Source organism: Caulobacter sp. HMWF025, assembly GCF_003060965.1.
Taxonomy (GTDB): Bacteria; Pseudomonadota; Alphaproteobacteria; order Caulobacterales; family Caulobacteraceae; genus Caulobacter.
This window is the reverse complement of record NZ_QAII01000048.1, coordinates 1-23,637: the sequence shown is the minus strand read 5'-3', so window position 1 is coordinate 23,637 and position 23,637 is coordinate 1. Positions and strand designations below refer to the sequence as shown.

Sequence of the window (23,637 nt, the reverse complement as noted above, 5' to 3'; positions counted from 1 at the left end):
TTCGTCTCGGTTCGACGGATCAGCCGCCGTAGCCTTCCGGCAGATCGTCTTCTTCCAGGAGCTCTTCCTTGGAGACTTCCTTTTCCTCGATCTTGGCCTTGCCGAAGATCAGGTCGACAACCTTATCCTCATAGATCGGAGCGCGCAGAGCGGCCTGCAGGTCGCTGCGTTGGCGGTACATGTCGAACACCTGCTGGGCCTGGGCACCATACTGGCGGGCTTCGCGCATGATGGCGTCGGTAAGCTCCTGATCGGTCACCGCGACCTCGTTCTTGCGACCGATTTCGGCCAGAACCAGGCCGAGGCGCACACGGCGCTCGGCGATCTTGCGGTACTCGTCCTTCAGCTGGTCTTCCGACTTGTCGGCATCTTCCGGCGGCAGGCCGCCCTGGGCCTTGTCGGCCTGGACCTGCTGCCAGATGCCACCAAACTCGGCGTCTACCATGCGCGGGGGCAGCGGGAAGTCGTGCTGGGTATCCAGAACGTCCAGCAGGGCCCGCTTCAGCTTGAAACGCGACGAGTTGTCGTACCGGCCCGACAGGTTGGACTTCAGCAGGTCCTTGAGGGCGGCGAGGTCGGAGAGGCCCAGACGCTTGGCCAGTTCGTCATCGGCCTCGGCGTCAACCGGAGCGCGGACTTCCGTGACCTTGGTCGCGAACTCGGCAGCCTTACCGGCAAGATCCTTGGCCTGGTAATCTTCCGGGAAAGTCACCTTCACAGTGACTTCGTCGCCCGGCTTGGCACCGACGAGTTGTTCCTCGAAGCCGGGGATGAACTGACCCGAACCCAGAACCAGTTCAGCACCTTCGGCCTTGCCGCCCGCGAACTCGACGCCGTCAACCGTACCGACAAAATCGATGAGCAGTTGATCGCCGTCCTTGGCCTTCAGGCTCTTGCCCTTGCGGGGCTCATAGGTCCGGGCCTGCTTGGCGAGTTCGGCCAGGGCCTCGTCGACCTCGGCTTCGCTCACCTTGTAGACCGGTTTGGTGAGGGCGATGGTCGCAGGGTCGATCGGCTCGAAGTCAGGCATGACTTCAACGGCCAGTTCGAACGCGAGGTCTTCGCCACCGGCAATGACCTTTTCCATGTCCGACGAGGGCTTCAGGTCGGGCTGGCCGGCGGGGCGCAGCTTGTTGTCGTCAAGCACCTTCTGGGTGGTCTCATTGAGCGCCTGCTCAACGACTTCGCCCATCAGCGCCTTGCCGTACAGGCGACGAACGTGGGCCGCAGGGACCTTGCCGGGGCGGAAGCCCTTGACGTTCATTTGCGGTGCGACTTCGGCGATCCGCGCTTCAAGGCGCGTCGCCAGCTCAGCGGCCGGAACCGTCACTCCAAAAACGCGGCTCAGGCCTTCGCCCGACTTTTCAACGATCTGCATCGACATTGTCATATTCTCGAACCTGCGACGACACGCGTCGGGGGTTCGCCCTGGGGTCCAAAACATCGACGCCGCCCGCGTGGCCCGGGGCGGCGAAAGAGCGCTCTTATGTCACGACGTGCGCAAGCATCCAAGAGCACCGGCGGCAAAAGTCACACCCGCCATTTCAGGTCAGGAGCAGCCTTTGAATTTGGTGCGGATGAGAGGACTCGAACCTCCACACCTCTCGGTGCCAGAACCTAAATCTGGTGCGTCTACCAGTTTCGCCACATCCGCGTGGACGGAGGGCTTACGGATTTCATGCCCCCTGTGCAAGTGCAGGCCTGACGCTCACGCAAACCGGTCAGCGTAAAGCCGCCCCAGGACGGAAGGCACCAGGCCCGGCAGGTCCTCTGAGATTAGGCCGGGCCCAAAGGACGCTCCGCACTCGGCATGAATCCAGGCCCCGGCACAGGCGGCCTCGAAGCTGTCCATGCCCTGGGCGATCAAGCCGCCGATAAAGCCCGCCAGAACGTCCCCGGAACCTGCGGTCGCCAGCCAGGGGACGGCGTTGAGCGAGACGGCCGCGCGCCCGTCCGGGGCTGCAACAACGGTGTCTGGCCCCTTCAGGAGCACAACCGCTCCGGCTCTCTGCGCCGCTTCGCGGGCCGCCGTGATCCGCTCGGGAAACTGACCCAGCAGCCCGGGGAAGATCCGCTCGAACTCGCCGGCGTGGGGTGTAAGGACATCATCGCGATCGAGGGCCGAGAACAGCAGATCGGGGTCGTGCCGGAAGCTCGTCAAAGCATCGGCATCAACCACGAGCGCCGCGCCGGTCCGTGCGATAGCAAAGAGATGTCGAACAGTCCCCTCCCCGATCCCGGCTGCAGGACCGATCACGACCGCATCGGCGGCCTCGGCGGATGCTTCCAGGTCGGTTTCACCTTCGAACGCCTCCAGCATGATCGCCTCAAGATGCGCGGCGTTCACGCCGAGGGCCGCCGGCGGCGACAGAAGGGTGACTACGCCGGCACCGATCCGAAGCCCCGCGCGGGCCGCAAGCCTGGCCGCACCGGTCCGCCAGGCATCCCCGCTGATCACTTTCAACCGCCCCCGCCGAAACTTGTGGGCATCTACAGCTGGCCAGGGAAAGCGAATGGACCAGAGCGCTGGCGTGTTCTCCATAAGCCCCACCGACCCGGGGACGGATCCCAGCCCGATATCCGAAACGACGATCTCTCCACAAAATGCGCGACCCGCCGCAAGCGCGTGGGCGGGCTTCCTGCGATGGAAAGTCACCGTCAACTCTGCCTTGAACACGGCATCCCCAAGCGGTTTGCCGCGGTCTCCGGACAAGCCGCTTGGAACATCGACGGCAATGATCGACACGTTCCACTCCATGGCCAGTTTCGCCAGACGAGCGACATCCCCTTCAAGAGGGCGGGTCAGACCCGCTCCGAGAAGGGCATCGACATAGAGGGCTTCCGGCAAGGCCTCAAACCGAAGAGGCCCAACCTCGCCTGTCCACAACCGAGCCACCGCTTGCGCCGCCTCGGTTACGGGCGAAGCGGCGACCTCTACCCGGACCGGCCAGCCAAGCGCGGCAAGGTGGCGGGCGACGACATAGCCATCGCCGCCGTTGTTTCCGGGGCCACACCAGACCACAACGGGCCGCAGCCTGTAGCGGGAGACAATCGCCTGGACGACCGCTGCCCCCGCGCGCTCCATCAAACTGACGACGGAGGTCCCGCCTGCCACCGCGGCCCGGTCCACATCGGCCATCTGAGCCACAGTCAGGATCTCGTGTGCCACTGCCACGCCCTCCCTTAGAGGACCTGGCTGTCGGATTCACGCCCCAGGGTCTCGAGGCGCAGATGGCCGGCCTGAACCTCAAACCGCGTTATGGAGCAGTGGTCCGGGCGAAAGACCGCAACCTCTTCCCGACCTGTCGCAATCGCGACAGCGGCATTCAGCGCAACAAAATGGCTAAAGACGGCCGCACCGGGATAGTCGGTCAGGGCAACCTCGACGGACTGTGCCCAGGCACGATAGTCGAGGTCGCCCTCAACCGCTTGCCACTGTCCACCGAACGCCCTGCGCAGCCAGGTGGGCCGATCAGCAGCGGACATCCCGACCGGCGTCGGGATTTCGCCGACGCGGGGGTCAATAATGATGTCGACATCCAAGGCTTCGGCAAGCGGCTCGGCCGTCTCCCGGCAACGGCGGAGCGGAGAAGACACCACGCGGGTCGGACGCTCCTCCGCCGGCAGGGCCAGAAACTGCGCGGCGACAGCCTCAGCCTGCGCCCGGCCAGCCGGATCAAGCCCGGGATCCTGATCCGCATCGCCCCAACTGGAGGCCGGACGACCATGCCGAATGACGCTGACGAGGTTCATTGCGAGGCGATCCTTCTGAACAACCGAAGACCAGTGCTGTTGGACATTGCGGGTCAATGCCACTGTGCGAGGCAGTCCAGGCCTTGATCTGACCAAACGGGGCAAGCCGTCATGCGAAAACCCAGCTTAACGGCCAAATCTCAAAAGCGAATGCCGCGCCGGAGGATACTACGGCAAGATCCATCCCGCTTCCGGGCGCCGCACGAAGGCAAATTTCGCCATAATCTTCAGCAGCGCCTGGTGCCTTCGCCCTGGAAACGCCGATCTGCCTGCAGGCACCGTGGTCAATCCTGCAATGATCCGCAGCAAAACCACCCCGCAGCACCACGCTGAAACGCACGTTTCGCGCAATCTGGCCGTCGGAACCGCGTACCTTCCTTGCTTTTGCTGTCGAAACGCAATTTGCTCAAACTGCGATCAAACGTTGCACAAGATTCGGACAGACTGCCGGGTGGCAGCCGACAGTTCACTTTTCCTTAGAGCCCGTGCTTGCGGCGCTTGCCCCCGTCATGATCGGTGCCCGTCAATCAAGGACGCCAACCGTCGGCGTTCCCGGAATTTGAACCGATGAAGAAGATTGAAGCCATCATCAAGCCGTTCAAGCTCGATGAGGTCAAAGAGGCCCTGCAGGACATGGGTGTCCAGGGCATGACGGTGCTCGAGGCCAAGGGCTACGGTCGCCAGAAGGGCCATACAGAACTCTATCGTGGCGCTGAGTACGTCGTGGACTTCCTCCCGAAAATCAAGGTTGAGGTCGTTGTCGAGGACAGCCAGCTGGAACTTGCCCTGGAGGCCATCACCCGAGCGGCCCGCACGGGTCGCATCGGCGATGGCAAGATTTTCGTGTCGGATATTGCGGAAGTCATCCGCATCCGGACCGGAGAAAGCGGTCCCGCTGCCGTCTAGGCAGAGACCGTAAAACACATTCGAGGCTCAAGAAGGGGATACGGAATGAGCACCGCCAAGGAAATCCTGGACCTGATCAAGGAAAAGGACGTCAAGTATGTCGACGTCCGTTTCACCGACGTTCGCGGCAAGATGCAGCACGTCACCTTCGATATCGACCTCGTCGATGACGACTTCCTCAATGACGGCACGATGTTCGACGGTTCGTCGATCGCCGGCTGGAAGGCCATCAACGAGTCGGACATGAAGCTCCGCCCGGATCTGTCGACCGCGATCATCGACCCCTTCTATCAGCAGACCACGCTGGCCCTGTTCTGCGACGTCGTGAACCCCGACTCGGGCACGCCCTACAACCGCGACCCCCGCTCGATCGCCAAGGCCGCCCTGGCCTACGTGAAGGCCTCGGGGATCGGCGACACCGTGTTCTTCGGCCCGGAAGCAGAATTCTTCATCTTCGACGACGTGAAGTGGAACACGGCTCCCAACGATACGAGCTATTCGTTCGACTCGATCGAGCTGCCCGGCAACTCCGCCAAGACCTATGCCGAAGGCAATATGGGTCACCGTCCGGGCCCGAAGGGTGGCTACTTCCCGGTCAACCCGATCGACTCGGCCCAGGACCTGCGCGGCGAAATGCTGGCCGTCATGGGCGAGCTGGGCATGAAGCCGGAAAAGCATCACCACGAAGTGGCACCGGCCCAGCACGAACTCGGCCTGAAGTTCGACACCATGGTGACGATGGCCGACCGTCTGCAACTCTACAAGTACGTGATCCACAACGTGGCTCACGCCTACGGCAAGACGGCCACCTTCATGGCCAAGCCGATGTTCGGCGACAACGGTTCGGGCATGCACGTCCACCAGTCGATCTGGGGCGACGGCAAGCCGCTCTTCGCCGGCGACAAGTATGCCGGTCTGTCGGACATGTGCCTGTGGTACATCGGCGGCATCATCAAGCACGCCAAGGCGATCAACGCGTTCTCGAACTCCACGACGAACTCGTATAAGCGCCTGGTGCCCGGCTACGAAGCCCCGGTGAAGCTGGCCTATTCGGCTCGCAACCGCTCGGCCTCGATCCGCATTCCGCACGTCGATTCGCCGAAGGCCAAGCGTCTGGAAGCCCGCTTCCCCGACCCGATGGGCAACCCCTATCTGACCTTCGTCGCCCTGCTGATGGCCGGCCTGGACGGCATCAACAACAAGATCGATCCGGGCGCGCCCGCCGACAAGAACCTCTATGACCTGCCCCCGCGCGAGCAGAAGAAGATCCCGGAAGTCTGCGGTTCGCTCCGCGAGGCTCTCGAGAACCTCGACAAGGACCGCGCCTTCCTGAAGGCCGGCGGCGTCATGGATGACGACTTCATCGACAGCTACATCGAGCTGAAGATGGAAGAGGTCATGCGTCTGCAACTGCATCCGCACCCGGTCGAGTTCGAGATGTACTACAAGTGCTAGTCTGAGCTCCCTCAGAGTCAGCGAGAAGGGCCGGAGAGCAATCTCCGGCCCTTCTTCTTTGTAGAATCATGGGGCCTCTCGCCCCCGTCACTCGGGAATGACTTCTTACTTAAGTGGCGCCGACTGAGCAAAATTGTCGCAACGGGGCAACATAACCGTCGCAATCGGCGGGATGGCGCGGAAATCGGCCCCTCGGCGATATCCCAAGCCGGCCAACTTCGCTTATTCGCTGCACCACCAAGGCCGTGTGAACGCCCCGCAAGTGGCAGCGACATCCGGCTCGGCCTCAGCAGCAGGATCTCTCCATGCATCAGCCTAACCGCACCCTCCGTCGCGCCCTCAGCGTCACCTGTGGCACCGCCGCGCTTTGCGCCGCCATCGCAGCCGCGCCTGCGGCCATGGCCCAGGACACCGTCAGTGAAGTGATCATCACTGCCCAGAAGCGCAGCGAAAACCTCCAGGACGTGCCGGTCTCGGTGGCCGCCCTCTCCGGCGAGGCCCTGCAATCGACCTTTGCCGCCGGTGAAGACATCCTGGCCATGTCGGGCAAGGCTCCGGGTCTCTATGCCGAGTCGTCCAACGGCCGCGTCGCGCCCCGCTTCTACATCCGGGGCCTCGGCAACAGCGATTTCGATCTGGCCGCCTCGCAACCCGTTTCGATTATCCAGGACGAAGTCGTTCTTGAGAACGTCGTGCTGAAAAGCTCGCCGATCTATGACCTTGAACAGGTCGAAGTCCTGCGCGGCCCGCAAGGAACCCTGTTCGGCCGCAACACCACGGCCGGCATCGTGAAGTTCGACACGGTCAAGCCGAGCGAAGAGTTCAAGGCCCGTGCAGCCGCCACCTATGGCAGCTTCAACACCATGACCTTCGATGGCGGCGTCGGCGGCGCCCTGGTCCCCGGCAAGGTTTCGGCCCGTGCCTCGCTGCTGGTTCAGCACCGCGACAACTGGATCAACAACGCCTTCACGAAGCAGAATGACGCCCTTGGCGGCTTTGATGAAAAGGCTGCACGCCTGCAGGTCCTGTTCACGCCGACCGAAAAGCTGAGCGCCCTGTTCAACATCCACGGTCGCGATCTGGAAGGCACCGCTGCGGTCTTCCGCGCCAACATCCTGACCAAGGGTTCCAACCGGCTGAACCGCAACTATGACCGCAAGACGGTCTATTTCGACGGCGGTGCCAACAACCCGCAGGCCTATGACGGCTGGGGTGCCTCGGCCAAGGTCGACTACGACTTCGGTGCCGCGACCCTGACCTCGATCACCGCCCACGAAAGCACCGACGGCTCCAGCCGCGGCGACATCGACGGTGGCAACATGGTCACCGGTCCGGGCTTCATCCCGTTCCCGTCGGACACCACGGACGGCATCAAGCAGCTTGACCAGTTCACCCAGGAAATCCGCCTCGCCAGCAACGCCGATGGCCCGCTGAGCTGGCAGGTCGGAGCCTTCTATTTCGACACCAGCTATCAGATCCGCACCGACCCGGGCTTCGCGCCGGCCACCACGCTCGAGCAGAGCAACCAGGCTTGGGCCATCTTCGGACAGGCCTCGTACAAGGCGACTGACGCCCTGACCCTGACGGGTGGCCTGCGCTACACCAGCGACGAAAAGGACCTCAAGGTCATTTCGGGCCCGAACAAGGCCGCGCCGGTTTCGGTCTCGGACGAGAAGGTCAGCTGGGACCTGAGCGCCTTCTACGCGCTCAATGATGACGTCAGCGTCTACGGTAAAGTGGCCTCGGGCTTCCGTGGTCCGTCGATCCAGGGCCGTGACATCGCCTTCTTCTCGCCGGCCTCGGCCGCGAAGTCGGAAACCATCATGTCCTACGAACTGGGCCTGAAGAGCGAGCTGCTCGATCGCCGGGTTCGCCTGAACGGCGCGGTCTTCACCTACACGATCGACGATCCGCAGTTCAGCGCCGTCGGCGGTGGCTCCAACTCGAACCGCCTGATCAATGCCAAGAAGGGCGAGGCCTACGGCCTCGAGGTGGACGGCGAGTTTGTGGTCAATGAGAACCTGACCCTCACCGGCGGCTACAGCCTGAACAAGACGAAGATCAAGGACAGCACCCTGGCGGTCGCCGGCTGCGCCCAGTGCACCCTGACCGACCCGCTGAACGGCACCGGCAAGGCCCTGGTCAACGGCAACCCGTTCCCGAATGCCCCGGAATACACCCTGGACTTCACGGCCCGCTACGCTGTGCCGTTCGGCACGGACGGCGAACTGTTCGCCTTCACGGACTGGAAGAAGCAGGGCCTGACCAACTTCTTCCTCTATGAATCGAAGGAGTTCTACAGCAAGGGCGACTTCGAAGGCGGCCTGAAGCTCGGCTACGCAAAGCTGGACGGTGCCTGGGAAGCGGCCCTGTTCGCGCGCAACATCACCGACGAGGACAACCTCAAGGGCGCGATCGACTTCAACAACAACACCGGCTTCGTCAACGAGCCGCGCGTGATCGGCGTCTCGCTGAACGTGAAGATGTAACAGACCCTCCAGGGTTTGAATGACGGAAGGGCCGTGGCGCAATCCACGGCCCTTTTTCATGCCGGCGTCGGGAGAGACATTTTCCCGAACCGGTCAATCCAGGGTGTTGTTTCGCTTGCCGGACGCCGGTTTTTCGTTTGTCCTTCCCGCCTCTTCGAGAGTCGGGGTTTTTCATGACAGGATGGCGTTACACGGCTGCGGCCGTCGGCGTGCTCGCGCTGGGGCTCACCGCCTGCGCGACGACAACGGGCACAGGCAGCAAGCCCGGCGCGGCAGCCGCCGCCAAGCCCGTTGAAAAGGTCGAGGCCAAGCCTTTGCCCAAGGGCCTGGACGGTGCAGCGTCCACGGGCTTCCCGTCGACCTATGCCCCCCTGCCCTCACGCCCGACCGCCTTTGTCGGCGCAACGATCCTGACGGCTACGGGCCAGCAGATCGACAACGGCGTCGTCGTCGTGTCCGGCGGCAAGATCACGGCGATCGGCGGTCCCGGCACGGCCGTGCCCGCCGACACAGCGGTCGTCGACGCCAAGGGCAAGTGGATCACGCCCGGGATCATCGACGCCCACAGCCATCTGGGGGTCTATCCGTCACCCGGCGTCTCCGCCCGGTCGGACGGCAATGAAGCCACCGATCCCAACACCGCCCAGGTCTGGTCCGAGCATTCGGTCTGGCCGCAGGATCCGGGCTTCAACCGGGCCCGGGCCGGCGGCGTGACCACGCTCCAGATCCTGCCGGGGTCGGCCAACCTGTTCGGTGGGCGCTCGGTGACCCTGAAGAACGTGCCGTCCCTGACCATGCAGGGCATGAAGTTCCCCGGCGCGCCCTACGGCCTGAAGATGGCCTGCGGCGAGAACCCCAAGCGCGTCTATGGCGGCAAGGGCCGTTCTCCGTCGACCGCGATGGGCAACGTCGCCGGCTTCCGCAAGGCCTGGATCGACGCCGCCGACTATACCCGCAAGTGGGACGACTATCGCGCCAAGGTCCAGAAGGGCGAAAAGGCTGATGCCCCCAAGCGCGACCTGCAGCTCGATACGCTGAGCGGCGTGCTGAAGGGCGAGATCCTGGTGCAGAACCACTGCTACCGGGCCGACGAAGAAGCCGTGATGATCGATATCGCCCGGGAGTTTGGCTACAAGATCACCATGTTCCACCACGCCATCGAGTCCTACAAGATCGGGGCTCTGCTGGCCAAGGAAGACATCTGCTCGGCCACCTGGGCCTCTTGGACCGGCTTCAAGATGGAGAGCCTGGACGGCATTGACGCCAATGCCGCGCTGCTCTGGAAGGCCGGGGCCTGCGTGGTCATCCACTCCGATGACCCGATCATGACCCAGCGCCTGAACCAGGAAGCCGCCATCGCCATGACGGCCGGCAACAGGCTCGGCTACGGCATCAGCCGGGCCGAGGCGATCAAGTGGATCACCGCCAACCCGGCCAAGGCCATGGGGATCGGCGACAAGACCGGCTCGATCGAACCCGGCAAGGCGGCCGACCTCGTGCTCTGGAGCCGCGACCCGTTCAGCGTCTACGCCCAGGCCGAGCAGGTCTATGTGGACGGGGCCCTGACCTATGACCGTCATGATCCGAAGTACCAGCCCAAGTCCGACTTCGAGCTTGGCCAAACCGGCCAGGGAGCGTTCAACTGATGATCCGGTCCTTCCTTCTCGCAGGCGTCGCCTGCGCCGCCCTCGCGGCTCCGGCCATGGCCCAGACCATCGCCATTACCAATGCCCGCATCGAGCCGGTCAGCGGCCCGGCCATCCCGTCGGGTACCATCGTCCTGAAGGACGGCAAGATCGCAGCCCTCGGGGCCGGGATCGCGCCTCCTGCCGGCGCTACGGTGATCGACGCCAAGGGCGGGGTGATTACGCCCGGCCTGATCGCGCCCTCGTCCAACCTGACGGCGTCTGAAGTCAGTGGCGTCCGCGAGACTCGCGACGACGGCACCGGCTCGGCCCTCTCGGCCGCCTTCGATATCGCCTACAGCGTCAACCCGGCCTCGGCGATGATCGGCCTGGCCCGCGACGGCGGCATTACCGCCTCGGCCGTGACGCCCGTCCTCTCGGGGGCTGGCGGCGGCGCGCACGAGCATGCAGACGACGGTGTGGTCGAGGACATGACGGCCGGAGCCGCCGGCGCGGGCGACCCGCCGCTGTTCGGCGGTCAAGCGGCCTTCGTCCGTCTGCAGGCCGGTGATACGGATCTGGTCGAAGGCTCCAGACTGGCCGTCACGGTGTCGCTGGGCGAATCCGGAGCCCGCGCGGCGGGCGGTTCGCGCGGGGCCTCGATCGTGCTGATCAAGTCGGCCCTTGAAGATGCCCGCGCCTTTGCCCGCAACCGCGCGGCTTTCGAGCAGGGCGCGACCCGCGAGTTCGGTCTCTCGCGCCTCGACCTGACGGCCCTGGTTCCGGTCGTGCAGGGCAAGACCCCGCTGCTGGTTCGCGTTCACCGCGCCTCCGACATCCGCCTGGCCCTTAAGCTGGCGGCTGACGAGAAGATCCGGATCATCCTCGAAGGGGCCGAGGAAGGCTGGGTCGTGGCCCCGGAGATCGCCAAGGCCGGCGTTCCCGTGATCCTTGATTCCCAGGCAGACCTGCCCGAGAGCTTCGAGACGATCGGCTCGCGGCTCGACAATGCCGCCCGCCTGCATGCGGCCGGCGTGACCGTGGCGATCAATGGCTCGCGTGACTTCAACAACCTGCGCCAGGAGCGGCTGAATGCCGGTCTGGCTGTCGCCAATGGCCTGCCCTATGCGGCGGGGCTTGCCTCGGTGACCCTGGCTCCCGCGAAAATCTGGGGACAGGCCGACCGGATCGGCTCGCTGGAGGTCGGCAAGACCGCCGATGTGGTGCTGTGGACCGGCGATCCGCTGGAAACCACCAGCTGGGCCGACAAGGTGTTCATCGGCGGCGTCGAGCAGCCGCGCGACAGCCGCCAGACCCAGTTGCGCGACCGCTATGCCGCGCCGGACAACGGCCTGCCGCCGGCCTATCGCTAGGGCCGGGCCTTTGCGCCCTCCGGATGCATCGCGTTCGGAGGGTGCAGATCGCACTGCTCCCCAGCTTTCCCTGATGACGCGGCGATACGCCTCTTTTCAGCGACCGGTCTGAAGCCCATACGGAGCTTCCCACCGAATCGACGCATGTTCCCGTAATGTCCACTAAAGACGACTCCGAATCCCTGTTCCCGCTGTTCGGCGACGCGGAACCCGCCAAGGCTCCGCCGGCGTCGCCTCCGGTTCCCGAACCGCGCCCGGTGCCTGCTCCGGCTGCCGCCGCGCCCGCTGCGCCCGCTGCGCCGTCGTCTTCAGGGACTTATGACGCCAGTTCGATCGAAGTCCTTGAGGGCCTCGAACCCGTCCGGATGCGGCCGGGCATGTACATCGGCGGCACCGACGAGCGGGCCATGCACCATCTGTTCGCCGAGGTGCTGGACAACTCGATGGACGAGGCCGTGGCCGGTTTCGCCAAGACCATCGAAGTCAGGCTCGACGCCGAGGGCTTCCTTTCGGTCCGGGACGACGGCCGGGGCATGCCGGTCGATCCGCACCCCAAGCATCCGGGCAAGTCGGCCCTGGAAGTGATCATGACCGTCCTGCACGCCGGCGGGAAATTCAGCGGCAAGGCCTATGAGACCTCTGGCGGCCTGCACGGGGTCGGGGCCTCGGTGGTCAACGCCCTGTCGGAACTGGTCGAGGTCACGGTCTGGCGCGACGGCTTCGAGCACCTGCAGGTGTTCTCGCGCGGCAAGCCGCTGGGTCCGGTCGAGAAGATCGGTCCCAGCCGCAAGCGCGGCACCATGGTGCGCTTCAAGCCTGACGACCAGATCTTCGGTGAGGGCTGCGGCTTCAAGCCGGCCCGCCTCTACCGCATGGCCCGTTCCAAGGCCTATCTGTTCCGGGGCGTACAGATCAAATGGACCTGCGCGCCGGAAAGGATCCACGACCAGACGCCGCCCGAGGCCACCTTCCACTTCCCCAATGGTCTGGCCGACTTCCTGGCCGAGCGCACCAAGGGCCTGGAAATGGTCACCCCCGAGAGTTTCTCGGGTCGCATCGAGCGCCAGGGCGAGGCCGGGGCCGTCGAATGGGCCATCGCCTGGACGCCACGCGGTTTCGGCGAGCATGACGGCTTCATGCAGTCGTACTGCAACACCGTGCCGACCCCCGAGGGCGGCACCCACGAGAGCGGTCTGCGGGCGGCCCTGACGCGGGGCCTCAAGGCCTATGCCGAACTGAAGGGCGAAAAGCGCGCCGCGATCATCACGGCCGACGACGTCATCGCCCAGGCCGGGGCCCTGATCTCGGTGTTCATCAAGAACCCGGAATTCCAGGGCCAGACCAAGGAAAAGCTCTCCTCGACCGAGGCCCAGCGTTTCGTCGAAGCCGCCCTGCGCGACCCGTTCGACCACTGGCTGACGGGGTCACCCAAGACCGCACAGGCCCTGCTCGACTTCGTCATCGAGCGGGCCGAGGAGCGGCTCAAGCGCCGCAAGGACAAGGAAGTCAGCCGCGCCTCGGCGACCCGCAAGCTGCGACTGCCGGGCAAGCTGGCCGACTGTGCCGGTGGTGCGGTGGACGGGGCCGAACTGTTCATCGTCGAAGGCGACAGCGCCGGTGGCTCGGCCAAGCAGGCCCGCAACCGCAAGAACCAGGCGATCCTGCCGCTGCGGGGCAAGATCCTCAATGTGGCCTCGGCCAGCGGTGACAAGTTCACCGCCAACAAGGAGCTGTCCGACCTGATGCTGGCCCTTGGGGCCCAGCCCGGCAACCGGTATCGCGAGGAAGATCTGCGCTATGAGCGGATCATCATCATGACCGACGCCGACGTCGACGGGGCCCACATCGCCTCGCTGCTGATCACCTTCTTCTATCGCACCATGCCCAACCTGATCCGGGGCGGGCACCTGTTCCTGGCCCTGCCACCGCTCTACCGGATCAGCCATGGCGGCAAGACCGAATATGCCCGCGACGACGCCCACAAGGACGAACTTCTCGCGACAACCTTCAAGAACAAGAAGCCCGAGATCGGCCGCTTCAAGGGTCTGGGCGAGATGATGGCCGCGCAGCTGAAGGAGACCACGATGGATCCGGCGGTGCGCACCCTGGCCAAGATAACCCTGCCCCGCTCCGAGGAAGAGGTCGAAGACCTGGTCGAGACCCTGATGGGCCGCAAACCCGAGCTGCGCTTCCGCTTCATCCAGGACAATGCCCAGTTCGCCACGGCGGATCTCGACGTCTGACGGCGATCCGCGTCTTCAGGAAGCGGCGACCTGAACGGTAAGGGGGACGCCAGGGCATCAGGCGCGACTTCGCCGCCTCACGCGGTTTGACCGCTGAAGGTGTGGGAAGGGCTGCGGAGCGTCCGGGCCTCGCCCGGATGTGAGTGTTTAGAAGTACCGTTTCGACGAAGTTCAGACGCTCCGCGTAGTCCGTTATCCGGTGAGCCTTCGGGACGCGGGGTTTTAACCCGCTCCCGATTTCGGCCCCCGACGGGTGGAGGGGAAGCGACCCCGTCCAGACCGTCCGGGCGATTTCAGCCCGGACCTGTTGCGTGTCCGCCGGACCGCCGCCCGGGGAACTGATCCCAAACCCCGATCCGAAATGCCCGCCTTCCCTGGAGGGACAGGCCACGTCTCGCAAACCGGGCGCCCGAGGCCCCAGGTGACGGCCGCCGGGACGCTGCCCGCTCGACCACCCCAGACCGCCGCAACGGTCGCCGTACGTGCGCCCTTCCCGTGCGATCTGGTGGGATGATTATGCGGGGGGATTTGAGTGCGTCGGATTGGCGCGATGGAGATTTTTGTAAGGGGTTGAATTAGAAGGCTTTTGTCTGAGGGGTTGCGGGGATTGAGCGGACTGGATCCCCGTTCTCTAACGCCCAAAATCCTTGTCATCCCGGCCGGACGCCCGGAGGGCGGGAGCGCCGGGACCCAGGGGTCGGCGCACTGCGGTTGCCCCTGGGTCCCGGCTCTCCCCCCGGCCTTCGCCGGGGTCCGGCCGGGATGACAAGTAGGGGGTATCGAGATCTATCCCCCACTTGCCCCCTACGGGTCGCTTCGCGACCGTCTTCCCCCGGAGGGGGAAGAGGATCTCATCCGCCCCCGCTGGGGGCGGACGACCGGCGAAAGCCGGTCAGGAGGGGGCCTGCGGCGCCGGCCCATCGGCATCAGATTTGGATTTACAAATCTAAATTCCTCGATCAATCTTACGCCCGTAACTTTCACGGAGCCCATTATGTCCCGCATCGCCCTGATCACCCTCACCTTGCTTCCCATGGCGTCCCCGGCGCTGGCGGCGACCCGAACCCCGCGCATGTCGGTCGGCGGGATCTTCGGGGCCGCAGCCACACCGATCCAGCTGATCCTGGCCCTGCTGGTGCTGGCCATCCTGCTGGCCCCGGTCCTGGCCGGACTTCGGCGCACACGCCTCTTGAACGCCGTGGCCAAGGGCGCGCCCCTGCTGGCGATGGCCGGTGCCCTGTTCACCCTGCTGGCGGGCACTGTCGGGATCGCCAACAGCCCTGCCGTGCCCTCGCTAACGGTCCTTGCCCCCGGCATCGCCGAGGCGCTGTTCCTGCTGGTTCTGGGTGCCCTGGCCGCCTTCTCGGCGGTCGTCTCGCGCGAGCTGTCCACGGCGCCGGCACGCGCCTGAGCGGTTGCAAACCCGCCATCCGGCGGGCGTGGGGGCGACCGGTCCGGCCCTCACGCCCGCGAACGCGCCCTGAGGCCAATTGGTCGCACCTGGCGGGAATTTCCCCGCTGCCCTTGCAATCCCGACCGATTTAGCCTCCTAAGGCGGTCCATTGGACCTCTTTTCGCCCTGGCCTTTATGGCAGAGCGCCCGAGAGGGTCCAAATTTCACGAGAAAAGACCAAGAACACGGTCCATTTGGGGGTCGTATTTGGTCGTGGCGCGGGCCGCACGTGTGTGTGTGCCGTCCGCTTGAACCGAATTGGACCACTATGCCCTTCCCCGCCTCCCACCCCGCTCTTGAGCGGGCTCTTGCTGCTCAGGGTTACCTTGAGCCCACCCCCGTCCAGGCCGCCGTGCTGGAAGCCGATGCCGAAGGCCGCGACCTGCTGGTCAGCGCCCAGACCGGTTCCGGCAAGACCGTGGCCTTCGGCCTCGCCGCCGCCACCACCCTGCTGGGTGATGAGGAGACCTTCGGCAAGGCCGCTGCGCCGATGTGCCTGGTCATCGCCCCGACCCGCGAGCTGGCCATCCAGGTCAATCGCGAGCTGGCCTGGCTCTATGCCGAAGCCAAGGCCGTCGTCGTCAACTGCGTCGGCGGCATGGACGCCCGCCGCGAACAGCGCGCCCTGAACTTCGGGGCCCATATCGTGGTGGGTACGCCGGGCCGCCTGCGCGACCATATCGAGCGCGGTCACCTGGACCTTTCCGAGCTGAAGGTCGCCGTCCTCGACGAAGCCGACGAAATGCTCGACATGGGCTTCCGCGAGGACCTCGAGTTCATCCTCGACGCCGCGCCGGCCGAACGCCGCACCCTGCTGTTCTCAGCGACCCTGGCCCGCGACATCATTCAGCTGGCCAAGAGCTATCAGAACGACGCCCTGCGCATCGACACCGTCGGCCGCAACGAACCGCACCGCGACATCGAGTATCGTGCCGTGCGCGTCGCGCCCAATGAGATCGAGCACGCGATCGTCAACCTGCTGCGCTATTTCGAAAGCCCCGGCGCCCTGGTGTTCTGCAACACCCGCGAAAGCGTCCGCGCCATGCACTCCAAGCTGCGCGAGCGCGGCTTCGCCGTCGTCGGCCTGTCGGGCGAGCTGAGCCAGCGCGAACGCGCTGACGCCCTGCAAGCCCTGCGCGACGGCCACGCCCGCGTCTGCGTCGCCACCGACGTCGCCGCCCGCGGTCTGGACCTGCCGGACCTCGGCCTGGTCATCCACGCCGAACTGCCGGTCAACAAGGCCACCCTGCTGCACCGTTCGGGCCGCACCGGTCGGGCCGGCAAGAAGGGCGTCAGCGCCCTGGTCGTGCCCTATACCCGCCGTCGCAAGGCCGAACAGCTGCTGATGGCCGCCGGCGTCGAAGGCCACTGGGGCGGCGCCCCGACCGCCGACGAGATCCGCATCAAGGACACCGAGCGCCTGCTGGACGATCCGATCTTCGCCGAGGCGTCGACCGAGGAAGACACCGCCCTGGCCGAAGTGATGCTGGAAAAGCGCACGCCGCTGGAACTGGCCTCGGCCCTGATCCGCACCCGCCGCGCCAAACTGCCGGCACCAGAAGAGATCTATGACGACCCGCGCCACGGCGCCGATCCGGGTCCGCGCAGCCGCGAGCCGCGCGAACCCCGCGAATTCGGCGGCGAACGCGACTTCGGTGGAGACCGTCCCGAGCGCGAGCCGCGCAGCGACATGAGCGGTGCCGAATGGTTCCGCCTCAACACCGGTCGCCGCAACAACGCCGACCCCAAATGGCTGATCCCGCTGATCTGCCGCCTGGGCCACGTGACCAAGAAGGACATCGGCTCTATCCGGATCTTCGACTACGACACCAAGTTCGAGATCTCGGCCGAGGCCGCAGTGAAGTTCGGCGCAGCGGTTCAGGCCACGGTCCGTGACGACGTCGCCATCACGCCGACGGCGGCTCCAGCCGCCCGCGACAGCAGCGGTCCGCGCAAGGATTTCGCCCCGCGTGCCCCCCGCGAAAATGGACCGCGCGACAACGACGCGCCGCGCGAGTTCAAGCCGCGCCCCCCGCGCGATGAGGCTCCGCGCTCGCCGCGCGCCAACGCCCCGGGCTCGCGCGATCATACGCCGCGTCCGGCCGCCTACAGCGATGACGGCTTCAGCACCGCCAAGCCCTATGGCAAGGGCGAGGAGCCCAAGGGCGACTACAAGGCCCGGCCTGCTCGTGATCGCGACAACGCCGCGCCGCGCGAGTTCAAGCCGCGTAGCGAGTTCAAGCGGGACGATGCTCCGCGCGACTTCAAGCCCCGCGCGCCCCGTGACGACGCCCCGCGCCCCTACTCGCCGGCCGACGCCGAAGGCGGCGCAAAGCGCGCCTACAAGCCCCGCACCGAGGGCCGCGACGACGGCCCCAAGCGCGACTTCAAGCCGCGTAGCGGTGCCCCCAAGGCGTTCGGCGACAAGGCTTCGGGTCCGCAGACCTCCTATTCGCCCAAGCCGCGCGGCGACGGGCCCGCCAAGCCGTTCAAGGGTCCCAAGCCCTTCAAGGCCAAGGGCTTCGACGGCGGCAAGCCGGCCGGTAAGCCGTTCAAGAAGAAGTAGATATCGACGATCTGATCGTCAGACCCAAAAACCTTGTCATCCCGGAAGCCTCGCAGAGGCTGTCCGGGACCCAGGGGCAACCGCACTGCAGCGGCGCCTGGGTCCCGGCGCTCCGCTTCGCTGCGGCCGGGATGACAAGCAATTTGATCCAGAGTTGTTTGTCTTAGACCGACTGACCCGCTGACCAGCCCGAGGCCCAGGCCCACTGGAAATTGAAGCCGCCCAGCCAGCCGGTCACATCCACGACTTCGCCGATGAAGAACAGGCCAGGCACCGCCTTGGCCTGCAGGGTGCGGGAATCGAGATCATTGGTGTCGACCCCGCCCAGCGTCACCTCGGCCGTCCGATAGCCTTCCGAGCCGACAGGCTTGAAGGTCCAGGCATTGACCGCCGTGGCCAGCCGCCCCAGCACCTTGTCCGAACAGTCGGCGATATTGCCCTGGGCCCCCTCATCGTCCGAAACGATCTGGGCCACCCGCTGCGGCAGCAGGGTTGCCATCACCGTCGAAACCGACCGGCGCGGTGTGGTCGTGCGGGCCGTCTTGAGGGCGGCAAGGGCGTCGACGCCGGGGGCCATGTCGACGCGGATCTCGTCGCCCTCACGCCAGTAAGACGAGATCTGCAGGATAGATGGGCCCGACAGCCCGCGATGGGTGAACAGCATGCCTTCGCGGAACTTCGTCTTGCCATGGTGGACGACCGCGTCCAGGGCCACACCCGACAGCGGCGTCAGCCGCTCCAGGGCCTTGACCTCGAAGGTCAGGGGCACCAGCGCCGGACGGGTCTCGACGACGCCGAGGCCGAACTGCCGGGCGATGTCGTAACCGAAGCCGGTCGCGCCCATCTTCGGGATCGACTTGCCGCCACAGGCCACCACCAGCGACTGGCAGCGCACATCGCGACCCGAGAGAGCCAGCAGAAAGCCCTCGCCGTCGCGTTCAAGGCTTTCAACCGAAGTCTCCAGCCGCAGTTCGCAGCCGGCAGCCTTCATTTCGGTCAGCAGCATGGTGATGATCTGCATGGCCGAGCCGTCACAGAACAGCTGGCCCAGGGTCTTCTCGTGATAGGCTATGGCGTGTTTCTCGACCAGGGCGATGAAGTCGCGGGGCCGGTAGCGTCGCAGGGCCGAGACGCAGAACTTGGGATTGGCCGACAGGAAGTTGGCCGCCGTCGCATGGATATTGGTGAAGTTGCAGCGGCCGCCGCCGCTGATGCGGATCTTCTCGCCCGGGGCCTTGGCATGATCGACCACCAGAACCGAGCGGCCACGCTTGCCCGCCTCGATGGCGCACATCATGCCCGCGGCACCCGCTCCGATGATGACGACGTCGAACTGTTCCAAGACTGACCTTCCCTGCTGCTGCGCCCGTTCGACAGGAGGCGGCGACGGGAGTCAATCGAGCCGGGACCATCAGCACCCTTGAACCGGCCGGTCACAGGCGCTAACACCCACGCCCCCCGCTGCAGCAGACTGGCCCGCCCCATGACGTCCGTCGTCCCGCCGACGATCGGCATCGATTTCGGCACCACCAACACCGTCATCTCGATGACCGGGGGTGACGGCTCGGCGCAGCTGGTCCGCTTCCCGACCGGTGAGGGTGATCTCTTCGCCTTCCGCTCGGCCTTGAGCTTCCACAACCTGCTCGGCCAGGGCGGCGAGGCCAACGAGCGGGTCATCGAGGCCGGCCCCTGGGCGATCGAGGCCTATCTGGAAGATCCGCTGGAAACGCGCTTCATCCAGTCGTTCAAGAGCTTTGCCGCCAGCGCGGCCTTCACCGAAACCCGCATCCTCAACAAGCGCTACCTGTTCGAGGACCTGCTGGCGGCCTTCCTGTTGAAGGTGCGCGAACACGCTGGGGCCGCGCTTTCGACCCTGCCGCCCCGCGTCGTGGTCGGCCGGCCGGTGACCTTCGCCGGCGGCAATCCCGACGAGCACCTGGCCCTGCAGCGCTATGACGCCGCCTTTGCCCGGCTGGGCTTTACCGATATCCGCTACGCCTACGAGCCGGTCGGGGCGGCTTTCTTCTTTGCCCGCCAGCTGAAACAGGACGCCACCGTGCTGGTCGCCGACTTCGGCGGCGGCACCAGCGACTTTTCGCTCGTCCGCTTCGAGCGCGAGGCCGACGGCACCCTGCGTTCGACCCCGCTCAGCCATTCCGGGGTCGGGGTGGCCGGTGACGCCTTCGACTACCGGATCATCGATCAGTTGGTCTCGCCGGCCCTCGGCAAGGGCTCGCTGTACCGGGCCTTCGACAACCGTCTGCCGATCCCGCAGCGCTACTACACGGCCTTTGCGCGCTGGGACCAGCTGGCCCTGCTGCGCGCCTCCCGCGACATGCGCGACATCCGCGGGCTGGAAAAGACGGCCATGGAGCCAGACAAGATCAGCCGCCTGATCGAGGTGCTGGACGACAATCACGGCTATGCCCTCTACCGTTCGGTGTCAGCCCTGAAAGAAGCGCTATCGGCCCAGACCCGGGCCACCTTCCGCTTTGCCGCCGGATCGATCCTGATCGAACACGAGGTCGAGCGGTCGACGTTCGAGGGCTGGATCGCGCCCGAACTGACCGCCATCGAGACCGCTGTCGACCAGGCCCTGGCCCGCGCCAACCTTGCCCCCGAGGCCGTGGACCGCGTCTTCCTGACCGGCGGAACCTCGTTCGTCCCGGCCGTGCGCGACATCTTCCTGCGCCGCTTTGCGCCGGAGCGGGTCGAGAGCGGCGGCGAGTTCGAGTCGATCGCCTCGGGCCTGGCCCTGATCGGGCGCGAGCGGAATCTGGACCTCTGGACCATGCGCGCCGGCTGAGCCAACCGGTCGCGTGGACCTAACTTCGGAATCTGGTTAACGTTTGCCGTCGTCCAGGGTGAACCCATTGCCGATCTCCTACCTCTCGGCCACGCAGATCGCCGCCCTGCCGGGTCGGATCTTCGACGACCTCTCCACGACCAAACTCGAGACGCTCGACTCCACCCAGATCGGCGCGATCAATGCGACCGGGATTGCTGTCCTGGACGCCACCCAGGTCCACGCCCTGTCGAGCACCCAGGCCCGGGGTCTGGCCGCGACCCAGGTTCCGAACTTCGGGGCCGCCATCGTGTTCGACGCCGCCCAGTTGGCGGCCTTCAGCGAGTCCGCGGTCGGGGCCCTGACCTCCACCCAGCTGGCCACGCTGGATGCCGGCCGGCTGGACGTGCTGGCCGCCACCCAGATCGCCGCCCTGTCCGCCGCCGGTTTCTCGTCGCTCAATGCCACCCAGATCGCCTCGCTAGAGGCGAGCCAGCTCGAGGGCCTGACGGCGGGCCATATGGCGGTCCTGACCGCCGGGGATCTGGCCGAGCTCTCCACCAGCCAGGTCGCGGCCTTGACCCCGACCCAGGTCGCCGCCCTGTCGGCCAGTGTCGTGTCCGCCCTGAGCGATCCCCAGGTGCGGGTCCTGTCCCCGGCCCAGGTGCGCAGCCTGACAGTCAGCCAGGTCGGCGGGCTGACCAGTACCCAGGTCGGCGGACTGGCCTCGACCCAGCTTGAAACCCTCTCCGCTGCCCAGACCGGGGCCCTGACGGCCGGCCAGTTCGCCAGTCTGAACGACACCCAGGTCACCAGCCTGTCTTCGACCCAGCTTTCGGGCCTCACGGCCACGAACGTGTCGGCCCTGACCGCCACCCAGGTCACGGCCCTGACCCCCGCCCAGATCGCCGGTTTCACGCTGGAGCAGATGCAGGGCCTGAGCGCCACGGACTTCGCTGAGTTCACCGCAACCCAGGTCGCCCTGCTCACACCGACCCAGCTCAGCGGCCTGACGACCACCAACATCAACGCCCTGACCGCGACCCAGATCGAAGGGCTCTCGACCAGCCAGTTGGCCGCCCTGACGGTGAGCCAGATGGGCGGACTGACGACGACGGATGTCGAGGAATTCAGTAGCACCCGCCTGACGCAACTCTCGGCCCAGCAGGTCGGCGGGCTCTCGCCCGGCGCCCTGTCAAGCCTGTCCGCCTCGCGCTTCGGGGGCCTGAGCCAGAGCCAGATTGCCGGACTTACGGCCCGCCAGCTGGCAAGTCTGTCAGTTACGGATATTGGAGAGCTGACGACGACGCAGGTGACTGCCCTGGCCCCGACCCAACTGGCCGGACTGTCGGTGACCAATCTCGCCGCCCTCGACACGTCCCAGCTCACCGCCCTGACTCCGACCGCCCTGCGCGGCCTGACGTCGTTCCAGCTGCGCAGCCTCGGCACGGAGGCCTTCTCGACCCTGGATGCGACCCAGGTCGCTGGGCTCAGCGCCAGCCAGGTGGGGTCACTGTCGACAACGGTCATCGACAGCCTCAGCACCACCCAGATCGGCTATCTGACGATCACCCAGATCCCCGGCCTGACCATCAACCAGCTGAACTGGCTGTCGGAGACAAATCTGGCGGCCATGACGCCGGCCCAGGTCGGAGCCCTGACACCAACCCAGGTCGAAAGCCTCTGATCGCACGCGTTCACGCGGCACCCCGTCCGGGGCGGAACCGGTCTGCCCCTGGAGCATTGTAACAGCGGACCCGGATCATCCCCCCGACCGGTGTCTGCGTGACCGCCCGCCGTGCGACGCCCCCCGAACCAGGGCGGGCGGTCCAATCCTCTCCCCGGATACACCCGCCTTTCAGGGCCGAACTAGAGTCCGCGACTCCCGAGAGCCGACGCCAGATAGGCTGTCAGCGCCTCAACCCGGGCCGGCCTGGGCCCGCCCGGCGGGGTAACCAGATGCAGGGCAATCGGCGGCGGGCTCCAGTCGGGCATGACCGCTTCCAGACGGCCGCCCGCAATCGCGGCTCCGGCGATGAAGTCCGGCAGGACCGCCAGACCCAGGCCCGCCAGCAGGGCCGGCATCAGGGCATCGGCATTATTGGCCCGCAGGGCCCCGGCCGGCCGCACCGACACTTCTTCGCCGTCCCCTCTGACAAACCGCCAGGTATCGGGCGTCGGCAGGTAGGCGTAGCCGAGGCAGCAGTGCTCGGCGAGTTGGCCCGGATGGGTCGGGCGACCACGACGGTCCAGATAGGCCGGCGAGGCCACGAGATAGCGCTTCACGGCCCGCAGCCGCCGGGCGACCAGCGACGAGTCCGGCAGATCCGCGATCCGCAGGGCGGCATCAAACCCCATCCCGATCAGGTCCACCGTCGCATCACTGAGGTGCAGATCGACAGAAACCTCCGGATAGGCCGCCATAAAGCCGGGCAGCACCGGCGCCACGTCCGACAGGCCAAACGACATCGGGGCCGCCAGCCGAACCAGGCCCCGGGGCGTCGAAGACTGGGCCAGGGCCGCACTCTCGGCGGCCTCGGCCTGGGCCAGAACCCCCGTGGCCGGCTCGGCCAGCGACTGGCCGGCGTCCGTCAGGGCCAGGCGACGCGAGGTGCGATTGAACAAACGCGCGCCCAGCCGCGTTTCCAGACGGGTCACCGCCTTGGAAACCGTGGCCTTGGACAGGCCCAGCTCGTCTGCAGCTCCCGCGAAGGAGCGCAGTTCAACGACCTTGGCAAAGATCGCCAGGCCTTCCAGATCCGGAAGTTTGCTCATTTTGGAAACAATGGGTTTCAATAGTTTCTATTTCGATCTGATAGCCGATCGCTATCTTCACCTCAACCCAGCGACGCCGATGACCGGCGCAACGCTTGAAGAGGACAAGGCCATGATCGATCGCAGACCGTTCGACAGACTTGGCGGCGCCGACCACGGTTGGCTGAAGGCCAGGCACCATTTCTCGTTTGCCAGCTATTACGACCCCAAGAAC

15 protein-coding genes, 1 tRNA gene and 2 pseudogenes are annotated in these 23,637 nt (G+C 66.0%); 12 read left to right on the top strand and 6 right to left on the bottom strand.

The window, feature by feature from the left end; translation table 11 throughout:
- Positions 1–19 precede the first annotated feature (19 nt).
- The 4 genes from tig to DBR10_RS05970 all read right to left on the bottom strand — a co-directional run bounded on the left by tig (position 20) and on the right by DBR10_RS05970 (position 3,753).
- Entirely contained in the window at positions 20–1,378 is a 1,359-nt protein-coding gene (gene tig / locus DBR10_RS05985; protein ID WP_272482602.1) for a trigger factor, read from the bottom strand.
- A gap of 191 nt (positions 1,379–1,569) precedes the next feature.
- A tRNA-Leu gene (locus tag DBR10_RS05980) sits at positions 1,570–1,654 on the bottom strand.
- A gap of 54 nt (positions 1,655–1,708) precedes the next feature.
- Positions 1,709–3,169, bottom strand: a complete 1,461-nt coding sequence (locus tag DBR10_RS05975; protein WP_108503695.1) for an NAD(P)H-hydrate dehydratase — start codon at positions 3,167–3,169, stop codon at positions 1,709–1,711.
- Between the two features lie 14 nt (positions 3,170–3,183).
- A complete protein-coding gene (locus tag DBR10_RS05970) occupies positions 3,184–3,753 on the bottom strand; it encodes a histidine phosphatase family protein (RefSeq protein WP_108503694.1) in 570 nt (189 codons plus the stop codon).
- A 567-nt stretch (positions 3,754–4,320) separates the two neighbouring features.
- Here DBR10_RS05970 and DBR10_RS05965 point away from each other — a divergent pair.
- From DBR10_RS05965 to DBR10_RS05930, 9 genes and pseudogenes are all read left to right on the top strand, one after another.
- Complete coding sequence (locus DBR10_RS05965) at positions 4,321–4,659, top strand: P-II family nitrogen regulator (protein WP_108490229.1); 339 nt, start codon at positions 4,321–4,323, stop codon at positions 4,657–4,659.
- A gap of 45 nt (positions 4,660–4,704) precedes the next feature.
- A complete protein-coding gene (gene glnA / locus DBR10_RS05960) occupies positions 4,705–6,114 on the top strand; it encodes a type I glutamate--ammonia ligase (protein ID WP_108503693.1) in 1,410 nt (469 codons plus the stop codon).
- Positions 6,115–6,419: 305 nt separating this feature from the next.
- Entirely contained in the window at positions 6,420–8,603 is a 2,184-nt protein-coding gene (locus DBR10_RS05955; RefSeq protein WP_108503692.1) for a TonB-dependent receptor, read from the top strand.
- Between the two features lie 173 nt (positions 8,604–8,776).
- Positions 8,777–10,249 (top strand): amidohydrolase, encoded by a 1,473-nt coding sequence (locus DBR10_RS05950; protein ID WP_108556209.1) that lies wholly within the window; start codon positions 8,777–8,779, stop codon positions 10,247–10,249.
- Complete coding sequence (locus DBR10_RS05945; RefSeq protein ID WP_108503691.1) at positions 10,249–11,601, top strand: amidohydrolase family protein; 1,353 nt, start codon at positions 10,249–10,251, stop codon at positions 11,599–11,601. The genes DBR10_RS05950 and DBR10_RS05945 overlap by 1 nt, the downstream gene beginning before the upstream one ends.
- A 155-nt stretch (positions 11,602–11,756) precedes the next feature.
- Entirely contained in the window at positions 11,757–13,844 is a 2,088-nt protein-coding gene (parE, locus tag DBR10_RS05940) for a DNA topoisomerase IV subunit B (RefSeq protein ID WP_108556208.1), read from the top strand.
- 652 nt (positions 13,845–14,496) lie between these two features.
- Positions 14,497–14,612: pseudogene (locus DBR10_RS20455) on the top strand (hypothetical protein); the annotation flags it as partial.
- Positions 14,613–14,838: 226 nt separating this feature from the next.
- Positions 14,839–15,255 (top strand): hypothetical protein, encoded by a 417-nt coding sequence (locus DBR10_RS05935; protein WP_108503690.1) that lies wholly within the window; start codon positions 14,839–14,841, stop codon positions 15,253–15,255.
- Positions 15,256–15,565: 310 nt separating this feature from the next.
- On the top strand, positions 15,566–17,863 hold the full coding sequence (locus DBR10_RS05930; RefSeq protein WP_108556207.1) for a DEAD/DEAH box helicase: 2,298 nt from the start codon (positions 15,566–15,568) through the stop codon (positions 17,861–17,863).
- A gap of 163 nt (positions 17,864–18,026) precedes the next feature.
- Here DBR10_RS05930 and DBR10_RS05925 read toward each other — a convergent pair whose 3' ends face one another.
- The gene (locus DBR10_RS05925) at positions 18,027–19,205 is read right to left on the bottom strand and encodes an NAD(P)/FAD-dependent oxidoreductase (RefSeq protein WP_108504101.1); all 1,179 of its coding nucleotides are present in this window, start codon (positions 19,203–19,205) and stop codon (positions 18,027–18,029) included.
- A 141-nt stretch (positions 19,206–19,346) separates the two neighbouring features.
- Between DBR10_RS05925 and DBR10_RS05920 the strand changes: the two genes are divergently transcribed.
- A complete protein-coding gene (locus tag DBR10_RS05920; protein ID WP_108504102.1) occupies positions 19,347–20,669 on the top strand; it encodes an Hsp70 family protein in 1,323 nt (440 codons plus the stop codon).
- Positions 20,670–20,727: 58 nt separating this feature from the next.
- Positions 20,728–22,335 (top strand): ice nucleation protein, encoded by a 1,608-nt coding sequence (locus DBR10_RS05915; RefSeq protein WP_233243299.1) that lies wholly within the window; start codon positions 20,728–20,730, stop codon positions 22,333–22,335.
- Between the two features lie 182 nt (positions 22,336–22,517).
- Here DBR10_RS05915 and DBR10_RS05910 read toward each other — a convergent pair whose 3' ends face one another.
- Complete coding sequence (locus DBR10_RS05910; protein ID WP_108504104.1) at positions 22,518–23,423, bottom strand: LysR family transcriptional regulator; 906 nt, start codon at positions 23,421–23,423, stop codon at positions 22,518–22,520.
- A gap of 10 nt (positions 23,424–23,433) precedes the next feature.
- Between DBR10_RS05910 and DBR10_RS05905 the strand changes: the two are divergent.
- Positions 23,434–23,637 (top strand): annotated as a pseudogene (locus DBR10_RS05905) (hypothetical protein); the annotation flags it as partial.

Bases quoted from the DNA above. Each gene is read 5' to 3' on its own strand.
- tig (WP_272482602.1), bottom strand. From the start codon at position 1,378: ATGCAGATCGTTGAAAAGTCGGGCGAAGGCCTGAGCCGCGTTTTTGGA.
- DBR10_RS05970 (WP_108503694.1), bottom strand. From the start codon at position 3,753: ATGAACCTCGTCAGCGTCATTCGGCATGGTCGTCCGGCCTCCAGTTGG.
- DBR10_RS05965 (WP_108490229.1), top strand. From the start codon at position 4,321: ATGAAGAAGATTGAAGCCATCATCAAGCCGTTCAAGCTCGATGAGGTC.
- glnA (WP_108503693.1), top strand. From the start codon at position 4,705: ATGAGCACCGCCAAGGAAATCCTGGACCTGATCAAGGAAAAGGACGTC.
- DBR10_RS05955 (WP_108503692.1), top strand. From the start codon at position 6,420: ATGCATCAGCCTAACCGCACCCTCCGTCGCGCCCTCAGCGTCACCTGT.
- DBR10_RS05950 (WP_108556209.1), top strand. From the start codon at position 8,777: ATGACAGGATGGCGTTACACGGCTGCGGCCGTCGGCGTGCTCGCGCTG.
- DBR10_RS05945 (WP_108503691.1), top strand. From the start codon at position 10,249: ATGATCCGGTCCTTCCTTCTCGCAGGCGTCGCCTGCGCCGCCCTCGCG.
- parE (WP_108556208.1), top strand. From the start codon at position 11,757: ATGTCCACTAAAGACGACTCCGAATCCCTGTTCCCGCTGTTCGGCGAC.
- DBR10_RS05935 (WP_108503690.1), top strand. From the start codon at position 14,839: ATGTCCCGCATCGCCCTGATCACCCTCACCTTGCTTCCCATGGCGTCC.
- DBR10_RS05930 (WP_108556207.1), top strand. From the start codon at position 15,566: ATGCCCTTCCCCGCCTCCCACCCCGCTCTTGAGCGGGCTCTTGCTGCT.
- DBR10_RS05920 (WP_108504102.1), top strand. From the start codon at position 19,347: ATGACGTCCGTCGTCCCGCCGACGATCGGCATCGATTTCGGCACCACC.
- DBR10_RS05910 (WP_108504104.1), bottom strand. From the start codon at position 23,423: ATGAGCAAACTTCCGGATCTGGAAGGCCTGGCGATCTTTGCCAAGGTC.